The organism is Virgibacillus salexigens (assembly GCF_000723585.1).
GTDB lineage: Bacteria > Bacillota > Bacilli > Bacillales > Amphibacillaceae > Virgibacillus > Virgibacillus salexigens.
In genome coordinates, this window is record NZ_CCDP010000002.1 from 175,802 (window position 1) to 192,381 (window position 16,580).

At 34.5% G+C, this 16,580-nt stretch carries 21 protein-coding genes; 3 read left to right on the forward strand and 18 right to left on the reverse strand.

Annotated elements, in window-relative coordinates; translation table 11 throughout:
- Window positions 1-195 precede the first annotated feature (195 nt).
- The 6 genes from BN990_RS13680 to BN990_RS13705 form a co-directional block, all read right to left on the reverse strand.
- Entirely contained in the window at window positions 196-912 is a 717-nt protein-coding gene (locus BN990_RS13680) for a ferredoxin reductase domain-containing protein (RefSeq protein ID WP_038245582.1), read from the reverse strand.
- Window positions 913-1,143: 231 nt separating this feature from the next.
- Window positions 1,144-1,533, reverse strand: a complete 390-nt coding sequence (locus BN990_RS13685; protein ID WP_021292397.1) for a YrhK family protein — start codon at window positions 1,531-1,533, stop codon at window positions 1,144-1,146.
- Between the two features lie 636 nt (window positions 1,534-2,169).
- Window positions 2,170-3,423, reverse strand: coding sequence for an MFS transporter (locus BN990_RS13690; RefSeq protein ID WP_038245583.1), 1,254 nt, complete (start codon window positions 3,421-3,423; stop codon window positions 2,170-2,172).
- A gap of 78 nt (window positions 3,424-3,501) precedes the next feature.
- Window positions 3,502-3,723 (reverse strand): DUF3953 domain-containing protein, encoded by a 222-nt coding sequence (locus BN990_RS13695; RefSeq protein WP_021292395.1) that lies wholly within the window; start codon window positions 3,721-3,723, stop codon window positions 3,502-3,504.
- Window positions 3,724-3,898: 175 nt separating this feature from the next.
- Complete coding sequence (locus BN990_RS13700) at window positions 3,899-4,711, reverse strand: pentapeptide repeat-containing protein (RefSeq protein ID WP_038245584.1); 813 nt, start codon at window positions 4,709-4,711, stop codon at window positions 3,899-3,901.
- A 109-nt stretch (window positions 4,712-4,820) separates the two neighbouring features.
- Window positions 4,821-5,321: a MarR family winged helix-turn-helix transcriptional regulator gene (locus BN990_RS13705; RefSeq protein WP_021292393.1), complete on the reverse strand. Its 501-nt coding sequence runs from the start codon at window positions 5,319-5,321 to the stop codon at window positions 4,821-4,823.
- Between the two features lie 127 nt (window positions 5,322-5,448).
- On the opposite strand from BN990_RS13705, the gene BN990_RS13710 reads away from it, so the two are divergent.
- The gene (locus tag BN990_RS13710; protein WP_021292392.1) at window positions 5,449-5,871 is read left to right on the forward strand and encodes an SgcJ/EcaC family oxidoreductase; all 423 of its coding nucleotides are present in this window, start codon (window positions 5,449-5,451) and stop codon (window positions 5,869-5,871) included.
- Window positions 5,872-6,114: 243 nt separating this feature from the next.
- Here BN990_RS13710 and BN990_RS13715 read toward each other — a convergent pair whose 3' ends face one another.
- From BN990_RS13715 to trhA, 12 genes are all read right to left on the reverse strand, one after another.
- Entirely contained in the window at window positions 6,115-6,300 is a 186-nt protein-coding gene (locus BN990_RS13715) for a hypothetical protein (RefSeq protein WP_021292390.1), read from the reverse strand.
- Between the two features lie 32 nt (window positions 6,301-6,332).
- Complete coding sequence (locus BN990_RS13720) at window positions 6,333-6,581, reverse strand: hypothetical protein (protein ID WP_038245585.1); 249 nt, start codon at window positions 6,579-6,581, stop codon at window positions 6,333-6,335.
- A 121-nt stretch (window positions 6,582-6,702) separates the two neighbouring features.
- Window positions 6,703-7,296: a hypothetical protein gene (locus tag BN990_RS13725; RefSeq protein ID WP_038245587.1), complete on the reverse strand. Its 594-nt coding sequence runs from the start codon at window positions 7,294-7,296 to the stop codon at window positions 6,703-6,705.
- The gene (locus tag BN990_RS13730; protein ID WP_232620935.1) at window positions 7,297-7,818 is read right to left on the reverse strand and encodes a hypothetical protein; all 522 of its coding nucleotides are present in this window, start codon (window positions 7,816-7,818) and stop codon (window positions 7,297-7,299) included. It abuts the gene before it with no gap.
- A gap of 241 nt (window positions 7,819-8,059) precedes the next feature.
- Complete coding sequence (locus tag BN990_RS13735; RefSeq protein WP_038246003.1) at window positions 8,060-8,326, reverse strand: SRPBCC family protein; 267 nt, start codon at window positions 8,324-8,326, stop codon at window positions 8,060-8,062.
- A gap of 143 nt (window positions 8,327-8,469) precedes the next feature.
- The gene (locus BN990_RS13740) at window positions 8,470-9,450 is read right to left on the reverse strand and encodes an alpha/beta fold hydrolase (protein WP_021292386.1); all 981 of its coding nucleotides are present in this window, start codon (window positions 9,448-9,450) and stop codon (window positions 8,470-8,472) included.
- A 162-nt stretch (window positions 9,451-9,612) separates the two neighbouring features.
- On the reverse strand, window positions 9,613-10,098 hold the full coding sequence (locus tag BN990_RS13745; RefSeq protein WP_031335795.1) for a DinB family protein: 486 nt from the start codon (window positions 10,096-10,098) through the stop codon (window positions 9,613-9,615).
- A gap of 154 nt (window positions 10,099-10,252) precedes the next feature.
- Window positions 10,253-10,783, reverse strand: a complete 531-nt coding sequence (locus BN990_RS13750; RefSeq protein WP_021292384.1) for a hypothetical protein — start codon at window positions 10,781-10,783, stop codon at window positions 10,253-10,255.
- 100 nt (window positions 10,784-10,883) lie between these two features.
- Window positions 10,884-11,393 carry a YfiT family bacillithiol transferase gene (locus BN990_RS13755; RefSeq protein ID WP_031335794.1) on the reverse strand — a complete coding sequence of 170 codons (510 nt, stop codon included), beginning with the start codon at window positions 11,391-11,393 and terminating at the stop codon, window positions 10,884-10,886.
- A 274-nt stretch (window positions 11,394-11,667) separates the two neighbouring features.
- Window positions 11,668-12,480 (reverse strand): YihY/virulence factor BrkB family protein, encoded by an 813-nt coding sequence (locus BN990_RS13760; protein ID WP_021292382.1) that lies wholly within the window; start codon window positions 12,478-12,480, stop codon window positions 11,668-11,670.
- 229 nt (window positions 12,481-12,709) lie between these two features.
- Window positions 12,710-13,087, reverse strand: a complete 378-nt coding sequence (locus BN990_RS13765; RefSeq protein WP_038245590.1) for a steroid Delta-isomerase — start codon at window positions 13,085-13,087, stop codon at window positions 12,710-12,712.
- A gap of 184 nt (window positions 13,088-13,271) precedes the next feature.
- Window positions 13,272-13,922 (reverse strand): PAQR family membrane homeostasis protein TrhA, encoded by a 651-nt coding sequence (trhA, locus tag BN990_RS13770; protein ID WP_021292380.1) that lies wholly within the window; start codon window positions 13,920-13,922, stop codon window positions 13,272-13,274.
- 175 nt (window positions 13,923-14,097) lie between these two features.
- Here trhA and ytvI point away from each other — a divergent pair, with 175 nt between their 5' ends.
- The gene (gene ytvI, locus BN990_RS13775) at window positions 14,098-15,219 is read left to right on the forward strand and encodes a sporulation integral membrane protein YtvI (RefSeq protein WP_038245592.1); all 1,122 of its coding nucleotides are present in this window, start codon (window positions 14,098-14,100) and stop codon (window positions 15,217-15,219) included.
- Window positions 15,220-15,792: 573 nt separating this feature from the next.
- On the forward strand, window positions 15,793-16,572 hold the full coding sequence (locus BN990_RS13780) for a 2-keto-4-pentenoate hydratase (protein ID WP_038245594.1): 780 nt from the start codon (window positions 15,793-15,795) through the stop codon (window positions 16,570-16,572).
- The last annotated feature ends 8 nt before the right edge of the window (window positions 16,573-16,580 follow it).

Here is a 16,580-nt window from a genome sequence, read left to right on the forward strand (position 1 = left end):
TTCCAAACAAATCTGGTCCGATCAAAAAATTCCTTCAACAATCTGACTCTTTCATGCAAAAAAGGTGCATATCCCTCCTCCGGATATGCACCCTTTTCTTTAAAAAACACCCATGTAGCCACCCTTTCATTGATTATCTGCTACGCTTTAATGGAACATCTTTTTAGTGATTACGAAGAAACTATTTTGTCTCACTTAAATTGACAAATCAAATGACAAAAACTCAGGCAGTTGTTGTTCATGCTTGTCTAGCATAATTTGTTTCGGCTTGATCCCTTGATCATGCAATACTTCAATATTCTGCACGAGGAATTCGTCGCTGCCGACAACATAGAAGAGGCCGTCCTTGTCCGCAGCAAGATTTTTCACTTCATTATAGTAGTCTTTACGGTTATCAACGAAATGTGATGTGAACTGCTTGTCAGGTGCAGATTTAAATATGTCAGTGAATAAGAAATTACTTGATGAATCGATGTTCAATGAATGCATTTGATTAACGTTGTCAGCACGCTCGAAATAATCAAGTACTAACGGTCTGAAAGTTGCCAGGCCAACACCTGATGACAGCAGGTACACATTTTTATCTTCTCTTTTCAATGGTACATTCGAATGCGTTTTAAATAGGGCAACGTCACTGCCGACCTCAAGATTTCTTAAAATTATTTTAAACTCAGAGCACTGCTCTCTGATACGCGTTGTAATACCGATGGAATTTTCGTAGGGCAAAGTGGAGATGGACATGTGGCGAACCAGGCTCCGGTTTGGTTTCTCTCCGGCATTAAATCCTTCCATTGCAAAGTGGGTGTGTGAACCTTCTTCCCATGTAAAGTCTTCCGGGCAGTCTAGCATGTACGTTTTAACCTCAGGCGTTTCTTCAATAATCTTATTTATTTTAGTCCAGTATATTTGCATGATATATTCTCCTTACTTATTGAATTTGTATTGTTATTATCTAATATACTATAAATGATAATGATTCTCAATTAAATGGATGAATTATTTCGACTTAATTTTTTCTGTTAATACCAGTCTATTGGCGAATGAAAAACGAGTAGACTTCATTTAGTCTACTCGTTCTCACATTAATGTAAAGCTGGTGCAAGTCCTTATCCCTTTCTTGATCCCCTTAATGTTAATATCACATCATTTGTTATTGTTTTTTAGATTTCTGATTTCTCTTTCAAGGCTGTTAACTTTTTGTTGTGTCTCTTCCATCATCTCTGAAATCTTCCAGTCATTTGCGGATGAATCGGAACCATTGGTACTAATGCGTTGCAAATGGATATTTCGACTAATACGAATGAACGGTCGAATAAGAAGTTCAAGACTTCCTATAAGGAATAACCATGTTCCTGCCTCTTTAGTACCTTCCCAAAAAAAGAACGTACTTCCAATTATAAACCAAACGGCAATAAGAATGTCATTCAACGTGTAGTAGAATTCATAACGTTTTTTAATAATAATTTCATGGTCTCCAATATCAATATCAATTTCTGAATTGTAATTTTGCTTCTTTTTTTCTTGATTATTCATTTCCATACCATCCTTAACTCCAAAAGATTTATAATGAAAACGGTAAAACTAACTTCCCTTTAAAAACAGGAACCTAATTTTAATTCCAATTACAGTTATACTGATTCTTAAGTCTTTTATAAACACTGTTTTTCAAACGGCATTCAAATACTTCTTAATCAATAAATATCTTCCCTAAACTTTTAACTCAAAACGTTATTGATTTTTTGTAGCACTTGTTTAGTCTACTCCTTTAAACATTCTTGACAGATAATGCTGCTTTCCTTCAATTAACCGTCAACTTAAACGATAGAGTGGTTCACAAGTGATACATTTAAATTCCTGAGTCGTAATGGACATTTCCACACCCTTAGGTTTAGGTGCAACAATGGAAAATGTATCTACAGGAAGCAGGTTTTGTGTCTTGTAGCTTAACTAAATCACTTTCGGTGTATCATACGCTTTTTTCTCCATCATTACCTCCCCTCCATCATATCTTTTATACATAGCATAACCCCTAACGTAACGTCAGGGGCAAGGAATTTAAATTAGTTATAGTTGTTGGATCCATCTGCGATTTCATACGTTCATATACTTAACAAAGCGCTATTCATAACCTGTTTGTTTTTATGTTAAGTGGCCTTTTGATTTAACAATCTATTTTACTACTTTATATAATTTCTCTTTTCCTCTATCGTCTTCTCGGTAAATCGATTTTTTATTTGGCTTTAGCACTAAAATTGAAAAGATAAAAGATAAAATTAACATAACAAGTGCCAAGGTGACAATCGTAATCCGCAAGGGAACAAAATCTGCTACAACTCCAATGGCAAGAACAAAAATTACCTGAATAGCACTTTGGACTAACTGATAAATACTTGTGACTCTTCCCATTACTTCAACAGGGACGTTGTTTTGATAGAAAGTCATCATTCCTGCATTTAAGAACACGTTAAAAAAGCCCAAGATTACGAAGCCGACAACAATTGATGAAAAAGACCACGAGAATGCATAGATGACATAACCAATAGTCATCATGATTAGACCAATTGAAATCATATACCTGAGTGAAAATGTATTCGAAAAAATCGACAGAAAAATGGCACCAACAACAGAACCAATCCCGGTTATGCTAATTAACAAGCTATAATCAAATTCAGAAAGTCCAATTACTTGTTGAGTAAAAACAACTTCTTGTGTATCCATGACAAATGAAAAAATCATGATCATCATAAAACCAAAATAAATAAAAGATACATATTTATGGTTAAAAATAAACTTACCAACAACCCTAAAGTCATGAATTACTTGTGAAACTGTCAATGTCGGTATGGTTCCTTTATCAATGTTTTCAATTTCAGGGAGAAAAAATAACAAAATCGCAGAGATAACAAATAATGTTGCATTGAGCCATAATGTTGTTTCCACAGATGTTAATAATATAAGCGAACCACCGATCGCAGGTCCGATAATAAATGCTCCAGAACTCGCAAATGAACGAATTGAATTGAAGCGCTTTCTTTTTTCTTTCGAAACGAGCAGTGTAACATATGTCATTGATGATGGATAAAAAAAAGCATTTGCCACACTTAAAACAACGAGAATCCCGTAGATTATTACCATGTTTGAAGTAAATGGAATCATACCGATGAACACCGCTCTAACGATGTAAGTTATCACCATTACTTTCCGCTTGCTTCGATAATCGATAAAACTACCTGTCCAGAATTTTGTTATGATATTCGTTATTGGACCGATAATCCAAAGCCCTGCAACCGCCGCTGCTGAATTGGTAAGCTGAAAAACAATGATGTTTATCGCTACTAAGTATATAAAGTCGCCGATATTTGAAATTCCAATCGAAGACAACAATATGGAAGGATGTTTCCAATTCTTTACGTTTTCTATCATAAACGTGACTCCCTATATTATTCAATATGGCTCTAAAATAGAGCACGGATCCTTATGCAGGAAAAGTGACCGATCGCTTTATAAAGTATAGATTCCAACGAAAAGACTAAATCCAGCTGCAAGGAATGTTGTAAAAGCGATTGGTTTTCGTTTTTGAAATTCAGTCATCCCCATCACAAGAAGCATGACTCCCATTGACAATAAAACATAAGGTAATATTATTCCAGTTTTACCAGTTATCAAACCATAACTGGATAAAGCGATCCCGACTATCGCCAAAATTATTCGAACTAGTTTCACCAGTGCTTCCTCCCAAGAAATAAAATTAAGTCTCCTCTACAACATGGCCCTATAAGCAATAGAGGTGCTGCCCCTTATTTCAGATAGACCTTTCTATACTAAAAACTTATTCCGCCTTTTTGTTTAAGATTGTAATTAAAAAATGGTTCGATAATAGTTATGCGGTGACGCAATTTTATTTCAACCAATGTTCTGGTTTTTCTAAGAAGCTTGGTATTTTCGTATGGATATTTCCATTAGCTGAATTTATTTGAGATTGTGTCAGAAAAATAGCATCTGCTAGGTTCGCATGACTTAGGTCTGCATCTCTGAGGTCAGCACCAATAAAATCAGCTTTTCTTAGATCAGCATGACTTAAATCAGCTGCTATTAATAGTGTTCCTCGAAAACTAATCCCTCGTAAATCTTCCCCTTTTAGATTTGCTCCCAAGTAATCTAAACCTTTCTTTATTCTTTTCTTTTGACCTTTATTAATTAGATCTATACGATACGATTCACTTGTTTTCAGTAATAAAACATTAACTTTACTTCTATGTGCAGCAATGTCTAACGTTAAAATTTCTTCAGGCGCTCTCTTCGTTAATTTTAACGTTTCCTTATAAATGTTTTGCAGACTTGAATGAAATGACTGTGTTTCCCTTAAGCTTAGAGCTTGATTGAGATACCAAAGCATTTCATGTAGTTGTTGAACGATTGGAAATACCGCAAACATTTCTTTAGCACGCTCTGAGTTATTTCTCCAATCACCACCATCATAGATATTCTGTGATACATGTTGTCCTGCTCCAAAGCATTCATAAGTAACACAACCACGAAACCCTTTTTCTCTCAATTGATCATGTATACTACAACGATTATTTAAACATAAATTTCGACATGGTTCTCCGCCGTCTTTATTGAATGGAAAATCTGCCGATTTGGCATAAGGTAAGGCTACACAACATAAACCAAAACAATTATTACAATCTGATTTTAAATAATCATACATTAGTATGCACTTCCACATTCCCCTTAGATTTATTTCTAGTATAAATGAAAAACCTTTATTTAACACAGTTTAAATTACTTCATTCGATATGTAATGAAACGGCGGCTCTTTAACATTTACGAGACTCGTTTTCCCCTTGGTTAAATTGATTCATAACAGTTAAAGTCATTTCATTACATTGCTTGATAAAATCGTGAATAAGTTTTGTTTCTCTTTCGTTGTACTGAGATAAAATCTTAACAGTGGATTCAAAGATTGATTGGAACATAGGTGAAATTTTCTCCATTTCTTCGGGAACCACCTTAATTATAACACGTCTACGATCTTTAGGATCTTTATCTCTACCAACATATCCCGAAGCTTCCAATCTGTCGATTACACTGGTAATTGACCCAGTAGTTAAACCAGTCAATTGAGCAAGCTGCCCTGCAGTTACTGGTCCACTGCGATTTAGAAAATCTAGGCATTTGTGATCGGTGGCATTCAAACCTAATTTATCTGAGAGGAGTTCGTGAAACATAACAGCTCGTCCGCTGTTTAGACGTAATTCATGGATCAACTCTCTTTGTGTTGAAGTAAGTTCCGCGGAAGAAAAATGATTACTTGACATAATGTACCTCCCTACATATAATAAGATTATCTTGATTAATCGAGATAATTGATTCATCAAGATACTTTTCACTATATCACACCGCGTATGTGCATTCAAATTTAATACAGAAAGGGGTTCACCAAATATGGCAAAGCAAAAAGATATCATGGATATCGAGACCTTATTTTTAAATCTTGGTGAGGCGTGGAACAAAGGGGATGGTACACTATATGGAGATTGTTTTACTGAAGACGCAGATTACGTTACGTTCATGGGTCAGCACTTAAAAGGGAGAAAACAAATTTCCGATGTTCATCAATGGCTTTTTGATGGTCCACTTAAAGGGTCTAAGATGGAACTAGGCTCTACTATGGAGTTACAACCTCGATTTGTGACCTCCGATGTAGCCATTGTTCATGGCGAGGGAGAAGTGAAACTTGCTGACCCTAATCACGATTCAGACGAGAGAGAGTCAATTAACACAAATGTTGTCGTAAAAAATAGAGGAGAATGGAAGATAACAGCATTCCACAATTGTCGAATTCAAGAGCCTTCGAACAACAATTAAAACCTTTTTTATGTCACCACTAGACTCCCAATTTCTTCATTTTTATACTTAGTAATTGGGGTTTTTATTTTTTATATCCAAGGAAAATAAGAACTTCAGCTTTGTTCATACAGTTTACTTAGCTTTACAAGGCCTTTCCTCTCTATTTACATCCAGAATCTTTCCTTTTATTCCGGTAACAGGCCCAGTTGATTTAAAAAATAGCTTCATTCTTATTCCTGCTTCCCCTCTTTTCAGATGCACTTATTCCTCTTTGCGTTTCTTCCATTTATAAGGAACTTTTGACCAATTATAAAATAGAAGAATTAAAAACATCGTAAAACCTATCCCTATATTATCAAACCAATTAACCTTTTTATTTTCAAATAACTGCCAAAGAGTTAATATGGCAAAATATATTAAACTAAATCTCAAGCTTTTCTTAAACATAATGTCTTTCCCCCTAAAAGCTTTGAATTTCATCATCCTAAGATAAGAAAAATTAGAATCAAAGTAATGATTCCTAACCCATATAATACGAGTTTTTGTCCCTGTTTACTTTTGTGATAAAGATACACAAATAAAAAATAAATCACGGTTGCTGCTAAGTAAAAAATTAATCCTGAAATGATTTTATCTTTACTATATTCGTGGTTATAAGCCATAAAATAAATGATTACTGACACTATTGTTACTAAACCAATTACATTTAAAAGTTTATGTGTACTCATTTTTCCCCCTCCCTTTTCTTCGTCACTTTTTGTCATTAATGATACAAAGGCACATTTATGCATTTGAGAAACAAGCCCATTTAATTTAGACAGTCTAAGCATGGATTAGCAAGCAGTTACTTTAATTAGTTCCTTTTATACTAAAATATGAGATAGATGAATGGATATAAAATAGAATAATAAAAAATAATAAAAGCCCAAGTACAGCACCTATAGCAATAGATAGAAGAATTGTTTTCCATGTATAACCTTGCAAATCTGCCTCTGAGTTAGCTCTATCAACTTTTCTGAAATGTAGAAGGAGACTAATGTTTACTAGAATAATAACAGTAAAGGTGATTATGAACATAAAAGTAACATCTACTTCAAATAGAACCTCTTCCGAATTCCTGTAAAAGTAGTATTGCAAAAACATAAAACTGCTGAGGATAAAATTCCATATATAGCTCATTTTCCGTTGTTTAAGCCATTCTTTTCCCATCTTTTGTTTCTCATAAATTGTTATCTGTTCAAAAACAGGAATGAATTTGTTTGTAGACTCCCCCTTTAACAAGTCCATAATTGATTGAATCAGTAGGAAAACACCAACAAATACAAAAAGTGATACATCCATAATACAGGTAATAACAAAAAGAAGCATTAGAAAAATGATTAATAAACCATTTGTAATAGCCATTTGTTGGGTCCTCATTCTTCTTAAATCATTCGGATCCATTTACTCCCCCTCGTTGTTTTCAACATGTTTGCTGTAACTAATAGATTTATTTTTTGAATGATATAAATCGATCCGTTCTTTAACCTTTCTGTTTTTGATCGGATTCCACCACTCAATAATCATATATATATCATTGACGTCGTCAAGTGAAATAAGTTCCCCATTTTCCTTTAGGTATGTACCACCTTCAATGGTTCCCGTGGTTTTTTCTGCTATGTCAATCCCTAACCCTGATACCGAACCAGAATGAACCGTTTTATCTTCGTCATTAATGATAGCATGTGTTTCGAATTGAAAAGAATCTGTATTGTATTCTTTGTTATTTTTCATTTTTAGTGTTCCATGGCCTGCTTTAAACTCCTTTTGTGTTATCTCAATTTCATAACTATTTAAGTTCCAGCTTTCACTTTCACCCATTAGTAACAAGTAATCATTGTTAGCATCTTCTTGATTTTTACAGGCAGATAGTATTAAACCGAAACACAACCACGTTACTAAGCTTACAAATATATAATGTTTCACTTTCAAAAACCCTCGCTTACTGTATAAGAAAATTGGGATATTTAGCAGCTCTTCATCAGACTTTTGAAATATTCTTCATACTAGACTTTTAGTTATATTTGTTTCATTTTGATTATCACTACGAAATAAATCCCCCTCTATTATATGAGAACATATTAATATAAAAGAGCACAATTCATATTCTGGAATTGCGCCCTTATATAGAATGAAACTTCCTATAACGATTTTTCTATACTATTTATCAAAATCTATCAAATGCTTCTCGATATAATTTCCTTAACTCAGCTGAATTATCTTTCCATTCAACTGGTTGTCTGTTAACTATTTGTTGAAGCGCATCCAGACATCTATGCCATCCTGCAGCAATATACATTGCCATTTCCTTATCATCGAAAATGTGGGTGAAGACCATTTGGCATCCTTCATCCTCTTCCAGTAATGAGATTCGTATAAGATCATCAACTTCACGGAACTCAAAAGTATGGGGGTTCTTTAATAGAAATAACATCAACATAGTTATTTTCATGGTTTTATAGTACCAAACATTTATATAATAATAAATCATTCTTGTGTTCTTCAACAATCTTACAATTCTAAACAGGTGCAGATCATTTGGAAGACATTTCTGAAGGAAAGCCCCTAAGATAATACTTACTTATCATTAAATGATTCTGTGAACTCGTTTACTTCAACGCTCATCTCTTTATAGTGAGTCCAGTGAAGATAATGATGCCCTTCTATAGTGACTATTTTACTCAAAGGACATTTTGTTAACTGGGATTGATAAAAGGTTACATTTGATTTGCCTTCATCATTTACGTTATCTTTTTTAGTAGTAAAAAATAAAACTGGCATATCTATCGGGAATGACAAATTATCTGTTTTATCAATATTATTATTTAGTTCATTTGCTTCATCAACAACGTTCTTGTTATAAGCCTTCCAAGCAGATATTACTTTCGTTTTCTGTAGGTTTTCTTCGGTGTATGTTCCGGTCTCCGCTAAAGGAAGATAAGCATCTGCTTCGATATATAATAATAACCTTGCCACTCCTGTCGGTGCAACATATCTCATAATACTAGGCATTGCAGGTAGATCTTCATTAAAATACGCTGTTGCTTTCGGCAAAGTAGCATCGATTCCAATTACTGCTTCGATCTCGTCCGGATATTTATTTGAATAATACACACTATAAATCCCTGAAATAGAGTGAGGCATTAATATATATGGACCTTCTATATTCGCTTTTTGCAAAGCGAACCTAATCTCTTCCACTATATTTTCTACAGTTCGTTCTTTGTTCGTTATATCACTCCACCCATATCCAAATGGTTCTACGATTACAACCCTATGCTGTTTAGATATTTCATCTACCAATGGCTCGAAATCTAATGCAGGAGCAGTTGTCCCCAGACCGGGCAGCAACACAATTGTGTTTTCCCCTTCCCCCTTCGTATAGACATGCATTCGATCTCCGTCCACTCGGACTAATTGACCAATGGGAGGATAATAATTTTTTTCATATATGTTCATTGCCTGATGGGAAATGAACCATAATAGACTGATTAAAATGATGAATAGCAAAAAAAATCCAATCATTTTCAAGAGACTCATTTTATTTTTCTTCTTCATATGATTACCTTCTCTATATATTCTTTTTAAGTTGAATATATCCTAAATAAAAAGCTTGAACAATAAACTTAAGTTGTAGTAATCACTCCGTCTCAAGATGGATACGCTAAAATAGATGAAATGGCCTAATTGCTACCCCCACTAGTAGAAGAATTAATAAAATTACTTATCACTACGCTTCCAACCTTTTTGCAACTTCCGTATATAAACAATTTGACCAATATGATAGGCATTATGAGTAATCGCATTTCCAAGTAACTCATACCATTTAGCGGATACAGGGAATCCCTTTACATCCCTCTCGAGTTGTTTTTCTGTAAGCAGACCTTGCCATTGTAACAGTACCTCTAATAATTCCCCACTTAATTCATGAAACATTTTGTGATCTGGAACAATAAAGCTTTTACTGTTATCTTCCATAGACGGAACAGCTTTAAAATCTGATTTTTGGTATCTTATTTGCCATGTTTCATTCCAGTAGATTAAATGCTGTACAATTTCAGCGATACTATGACTATCTTCAGTAGGCCTCCAAAATGCTTCTTCCTCTGATAAATTTTGAACTGATCCTGTAAATGGAAGGTACCAGCTTGGGTCATTGGCATTTGCTAAAAACTGATCCAATAGAACATCTTGAACCTGCAATATATTTCATCTCCTCCATAATAAAGGTACACAGAACTTATTAGTAAATTTTATTACTAATTTCTATTTATATCATTAAGATCCCTCTATTTATGTCCTTATCTGGTTTATCTGGTGTCATTATAACTCACCGATATTTATCACAATAATGGCAACTTTAATGGTTTAGCTTCTCAATAGGAATTTCACTATCATGGTATCTATCTATTTTTAATCCATTCTCTGTATCTATAACAGTCATCTGCCCCTCAATCTTCACCTTATCTTGTTCGTTTCCTTCTTGATCCTTAAATATCAACGTGAAGGAATGATCAAAATCAAGTGAATTACTTTCTTCTGGATCACCGCCAGTTTTTTCGAATTCAATATTTTGAACGGAAATGGTATTATTTTGATTGCTTGCCGCCTCTAATGGCATTAAAAAAAATCGTTTGTTTGCTAGTTCTTCAAATTCCTTTTCTGTAAAATAAGATGAAAATTCGTTTTGAGCATGAATAAGTGATTCAGCAGTCATACCATTATAATCAAAACTAGAGTTGTCAACACTATATAATTCTTCAATAAAACGCTGACCAAGCCCCACTGCAGTATTTGTAGAATCTGAAGCATCCTCGTCTGTGTTTCCACAAGCACTAACTAAAAATAGAAGAGCACCAGAATAACAAAGTAAAACAAACAACTTTCGCATACATACACCCCTTCAAGGACATTGAATAGAACTACTGTTTTCTTTCCCCATTTTAAAAATTGGCTTATCAAGTTTGATAAACCAATTTTTAACTAAGATGCTATTTTGATAATGCGATTTTTATATGGGCCAAGTGATGCTCTTCATGCCAAGCTAATTTTGCAACCTTTGTTGCAACTGTTATTTTACCATTCATCTGATGAACAAAAGCTCGATCTAACTGCTCTTTAGTTAAACGATGACCCAAAGATACGATGCGCTCATTGATACCTTCCAACATTTTTATAGAACATTCTACGGGAAGCTTTGTATCCGGTTGAATAGCCCATTTTTCTTCATCAAAGGCTGGTACTGTTGGACTCTCATCTGTTAAAGCCAGCTTCAAACGCTGGTACATGTTCAACTGAGAATCAGCAATATGATGAACAAGTTGTCGAACTGTCCAGCTACCATCACGATACGTTTTGCTTAATTCCTCATCACTTAATGCGTTGACAGTATCCCCTAATCGAATCGTGTATGTTTCGATTTGCTTTAACCATTCTTTAATGTTTTCAAATGTTACCTTTTCAGGAACCTGTAATTTACCAATTGGGTATCTCACATCCATTTTCAATTCTCTTTCCCCCCTATTCCAAATCTTACTTTTAATATAACTAACTGGCTTCGTTCTTGTAAACCGTAAGTATGAACAACTGTAAATTTTTCAATGCCACATCCATTTCCTCAACAATATGGCTCAAGATTCAAATATCATGATGTTATTTTTAACCTAAAAAACCCCATTAGACTACGTACACCTAATGGGGAAGTTTCAGAATTTGTACGCGCATTTTATAGTTGAATGCATACATAGCTTATGATTACTTATCCGAAGTTCAGTATCAAATTCGATCGCTGGAGGTTACTGGATAAATAATCGTATTCAGCAATCCACCAGTAATTATGATCATTGCAGAAAAATAAAACCAAAGCATTAAAATAACAATGCTCCCTAACTGCCCATAAAAAGCCGAATAATTATTATGACTGACAACAGTAGAAAATATAATAGAGACAACTTGCCAGCCGATCGTTGAAAATATTGCTCCTGGCAACACTTGCCTTACTCTTAATATAAGGTTTGGGGCAAAATAGTATAAACCAATGAAGAAAATGAGAATAAATACACTCCCTACTCCCCATTGAATGACAAACCAATATCCTTGAAATCGTTCCATAAAATGAACATCCTGCAAATATTGACGCATGATACGTTCAACAACAGGAATGACAACCGTGAATAAAATAGCAAACATTAATCCGATTGTTAATAAAAGACCTTCTACAATTTGCTTAAGGAAAGGTTCTTTTTCTTCAATAGCATAGATATCATTGAAGATTCGTTTCATACATTGTACGCCCATGGAAGACAGCCAAACACTAATTAAGAGACTAAGTGAAGCCATTTGCTGATTTGCTAATATATTTGATACTGTCCCCTCAATAAGACTATATGTCCCTTGTGGTGCAAATGGCCGAATCAATTCAATAATATAATCTTCACTTAATGGAAGATATGGAAGTAAAGAATAGATTACGATTAGAAATGGAAAAATAGACAACAGAAGATAATAGGCCATTTGTGCAGACAGATCATATACCTTAAAAGAAAAATAACGGCTCAACAGTTCACGTAGCACCCTAATAATAGCCATGATGATTACCCCTTAAATAACTTGTGCGATTCAGTAGAAGGGCGTTTTTCACGTCTTACCTTCCTCCTACTTTATACTATTATTGATATCCTTCCTTTAGACATATTATTTATAATGATAATAGAGGTATCCCAAAGCTAGTTGGAAAGCCATATTACAATATCTATCCTAGATTAAAGTATTGATTTTCTCGTTACGCATCATATTGCTGTTTGTTTAAAATCATCAATTACAATTGTTGAGCGTCTTCTGGTCCCCAATATGCTTTCATATCAATTATTTTTCCTGCATCATTAAAAGTCATGACATCAATACAATGAATAATGGTCTTTATTCCCTCCTTTTCTACATGAATGCTAAAAGCCATCGCTGCAGAATTACCATGTGAACCCCGAATCGGAGCTTCTAATTTTAATTGCTTAACGGAAGCTACTGACTGGCGAAAAAAATCTGCGAGGCTACCTTTTCCGATTAGTTTCTCACTTCCTACGGGGTCTTCTACCTGAGCATCCGCTGCGAAAAGGGAGATTACCTTCTCAGGATCATTTTTATTGAAACCATCTAAGTAACGTTGCATATTTGCTTTCATCTCTGCTTCTGTAAGCATGTATCTCACTTCTTTCTGTTTTTATTTTCATTCTATTACCTATTTATACGTCAAGCAACACTTACAGCATGGATCCATTCCTTAGTCAGGTTTAAGGCAATAGATTTCTATTTAGAAGAAGTTACTTACATCGTACATCGTATATAAAAATTTTCTTGCTTTATTATACCCCTTCCATTCTTCTTCAACTATTTATTGGCAATAAATAGAGTAATACACAAAAGAAATGAGCTGTTGTTCCAGCAATAACGAATAGATGCCAAACTGCATGGTGATAACTAAATCCTCTCCAAACATAAAAGACAGCCCCAAACGTATAACAGAGACCTCCAGCAACTAGCAGTTTTACCCCACCCGGATGTAAATTCTCAATGATCTGATTCCAACCCAATGTCACCATCCACCCCATAGCAATGTAAAGCATGGTTGAAGTAAACAAATACTTTTTTACAAAGTATGCTTTAAATACGGTTCCAGCAATTGCAAGTCCCCAAACAATGCCAAACATTGTCCAACCTAAAGTTCCTTGAATGACTAGAAAAGTAAATGGTGTATACGTACCCGCAATAAACAAATATATGGATGAATGATCAAAGATTTCAAACAGATCTTTCGCTTTTCCTGGTGGGAAGGCATGGACGAGGGTCGATGAGAAATAAAGAATCACCATCGTCGTACCAAATATTGTAAAGCTAACAACATGCCATGCCGTACCATATAAGGATGAATATACAATAAGCACAATTAAAGCTGCTATACTTAATAATGCGCCTATGCCATGTGTTATCGCATTTGCTATTTCCTCACCTTTCGTAAATATATGTGTTTGTGCCAATGATTCATCATTCCTTACTTCGTTAGATATTGACCATTAAATTTTATTATCGTAGTATACCAATCATACACCTGTTCTTAAATAATTTCCCTTACGAACTTGAAAATATTCTACAAACCAATTATCTGATATCATAGTATACATCAATGAATTTACTATGTAAGGCGGGCATATCATGACAAGAGACCATGCGATGATTATATTACGATTTACAATCGTGCTTCTTTCTATACTTTCACTTTCTTGGGTTGCTACGTGGATATTTAAAGTATCCTACCCTTTTTGGATAGCTGCTCTTCTCGTTTGGATGTTCTATCCGCTGGTTCGGTTGATCCGTTCTAAAGTACGCGTTCCTAATGGATTGGCCGTATTTGTTGTTTTACTAATCAGTTTAGCAGTTTTGTTTGGTGCAATTACCGGAATTGTTTTCTTAATCATCTTTGGAGTAAGAAGAATTTCTGAAGTGCTTCCACAATGGATTCAAACAACATCTACACAGGCACAGCATTTCTTTAATGATTCTATTTTTCCATTATGGCAAAAAATTGGAAATGCGATGGATGTGTTTACACCTAAACAACAAGCCCAACTTCAGGACAGCATCGCATCATTAGGGAACCGTTTAGCAGCTTCGTTAACCCAAATAGGCAGCAGCATAGTTGATGGATTAACACAATTGTTTATAATTGTCCCTTCCTTTTTGCTTGCTATTTTATTTATATTTATTGCATTTTATTTTATCGGAAAGGATTGGGAACGTATTTTCTATCGCGCTCATCAAAGCATTCCTACATCGATAATGGAAAAAGCAACTTCATTCTGGAATATTCTTAAACATCGTGTATTTGGATTTATTCGAGCACAAATAATTTTAATGTTTATCGCTTCTTTTATTGTTTTCATTGGGCTGTTAATAATAAAAGCTGAACACGCTTTGACAATCGCAATTATCGTTGGCATTGCAGAAATCATTCCCTATTTAGGTTCTGGTACAATCTTGATTCCTTGGGCGGTGTATATGTTGTTTACCGGAGATATAGGAATGGGCATTGGATTAGGTTTACTATACGGAATCACCGCAGCAGTTCGACAAATTATTGAACCCAAAATATTATCGACGAGCTTGAATCTCCATGCCCTGGCTATTCTAATTTCACTATTTGTAGGGCTGCAAATATTTGGTGGTGTAGGTATATTCCTAGGTCCACTGATCTTGATTATCGGTGTTATTTTTAAAGATATCGGGGTACTTAACGACCTTGGAAACTTTATAAAAAATGGTTTTAAAGAAGAATAAAACGGGGGAAGCAAGTAAGATTATAAGCTATTTTATAATAAAACGAGACCTGCTCTTCAGCGGTCTCGTTTTATTAGTACACCTTTCCTTGAATGAATATGAAGTAAAGTCAATCAGGTAGCAGTTATTAACGCATGTTAAGCTATTCCATGTTAAAAGTGGCATATCGATTTATACACGAATTTCATATATACCTCCAGCAACTTTTTTTTCCCTTTTGTTAACGCTGTAGGAATTGGATAACACAGATTAAATACCCGAATTTTCCGCTTGTAATTGCTGATGAGCAATCACTTCATCATTTACAAGTAGCTTGAAACCTCGCTCATAATCAGCCTCGTCCACTTGTGACAATTGTTCACTTCCAAATTACGTAATCAAGCACAGATACATCGATTGGTAAGGTTCTACTTTTCTTTTATAACGAATATAACCTTCTGCTCTAACTTTTCAATATTGGTTGACTTATATTTAGAAAATGAATAAATATTTTTAGAGAGAAACATTTCAAATCATATGTATGTTATATTTAAAAACTACTACTGCTATTTCATAACAAAGGAAGTGTTTGGATTGTCAAAAAATATAGAATTAGTTGCCGAGAAGATACTACAAGCATATGAATCTAGGATTCCAATCGATTTTATTAGAAACAATCATACCTTGGATGAAAATTTAGCTTATGATGTTCAAGATCAATTGATCCTAAAAAAATGTAAACTATTTAATGAGCAAATTGCAGGTTATAAAATAAGTATGACTAGTCCAGAAACACAAGCTTTGGCAGATACGCACGAACCAGCTTATGGTACATTAACAAGCACTAATCTTCTCCATCATGCATCAAAGCTTTCACTTGCGGAAATGAATGAGCCGCTTGTGGAACCTGAATTAATGTTTGTACTTACGAATGACTTATCACTTGGTGCTCAAGAAGATGAAATTATAGCAAATAGCACCATTGCTGCTGGCCTGGAAATTCCTGATTCTCGATATAAAAATTGGTTTCCAAACTTTAATCTTACTGATCTGCTTTGCGATAATGGTGTTACAGGTCATGTTGTTCTATCATCCCCTATTGATACGCCTAACTTTGACAGGTTAGGAACCATACATATGGATCTATACCATAATGGGAAAAAAATAAATGAAGGTCTTTCTGCGACAGTGCTTAGCAATCCAGCTTCCTCTGTTGCCTGGTTAACAAGCAAACTTGCTCAACGTAATGTTTACTTAAAAAAAGGAATGGTAATTTCCTCTGGGACGTTTATTTCACCCGTACCTGTAGAAATAGGAACTTATAATGCCATTTTCACCAATATAGGTGAGGTGAGAATCACATTTGAACCTTAATACGAACA

Coding starts and splice junctions, on each gene's coding strand:
- BN990_RS13680 (WP_038245582.1), bottom strand. CDS start 912: ATGCAAATATACTGGACTAAAATAAATAAGATTATTGAAGAAACGCCT.
- BN990_RS13685 (WP_021292397.1), bottom strand. CDS start 1,533: ATGAATAATCAAGAAAAAAAGAAGCAAAATTACAATTCAGAAATTGAT.
- BN990_RS13690 (WP_038245583.1), bottom strand. CDS start 3,423: ATGATAGAAAACGTAAAGAATTGGAAACATCCTTCCATATTGTTGTCT.
- BN990_RS13700 (WP_038245584.1), bottom strand. CDS start 4,711: ATGTATGATTATTTAAAATCAGATTGTAATAATTGTTTTGGTTTATGT.
- BN990_RS13705 (WP_021292393.1), bottom strand. CDS start 5,321: ATGTCAAGTAATCATTTTTCTTCCGCGGAACTTACTTCAACACAAAGA.
- BN990_RS13710 (WP_021292392.1), top strand. CDS start 5,449: ATGGCAAAGCAAAAAGATATCATGGATATCGAGACCTTATTTTTAAAT.
- BN990_RS13715 (WP_021292390.1), bottom strand. CDS start 6,300: ATGTTTAAGAAAAGCTTGAGATTTAGTTTAATATATTTTGCCATATTA.
- BN990_RS13720 (WP_038245585.1), bottom strand. CDS start 6,581: ATGAGTACACATAAACTTTTAAATGTAATTGGTTTAGTAACAATAGTG.
- BN990_RS13725 (WP_038245587.1), bottom strand. CDS start 7,296: ATGGATCCGAATGATTTAAGAAGAATGAGGACCCAACAAATGGCTATT.
- BN990_RS13735 (WP_038246003.1), bottom strand. CDS start 8,326: ATGTTATTTCTATTAAAGAACCCCCATACTTTTGAGTTCCGTGAAGTT.
- BN990_RS13740 (WP_021292386.1), bottom strand. CDS start 9,450: ATGAAGAAGAAAAATAAAATGAGTCTCTTGAAAATGATTGGATTTTTT.
- BN990_RS13750 (WP_021292384.1), bottom strand. CDS start 10,783: ATGCGAAAGTTGTTTGTTTTACTTTGTTATTCTGGTGCTCTTCTATTT.
- BN990_RS13755 (WP_031335794.1), bottom strand. CDS start 11,393: ATGGATGTGAGATACCCAATTGGTAAATTACAGGTTCCTGAAAAGGTA.
- BN990_RS13760 (WP_021292382.1), bottom strand. CDS start 12,480: ATGGCTATTATTAGGGTGCTACGTGAACTGTTGAGCCGTTATTTTTCT.
- BN990_RS13765 (WP_038245590.1), bottom strand. CDS start 13,087: ATGCTTACAGAAGCAGAGATGAAAGCAAATATGCAACGTTACTTAGAT.
- ytvI (WP_038245592.1), top strand. CDS start 14,098: ATGACAAGAGACCATGCGATGATTATATTACGATTTACAATCGTGCTT.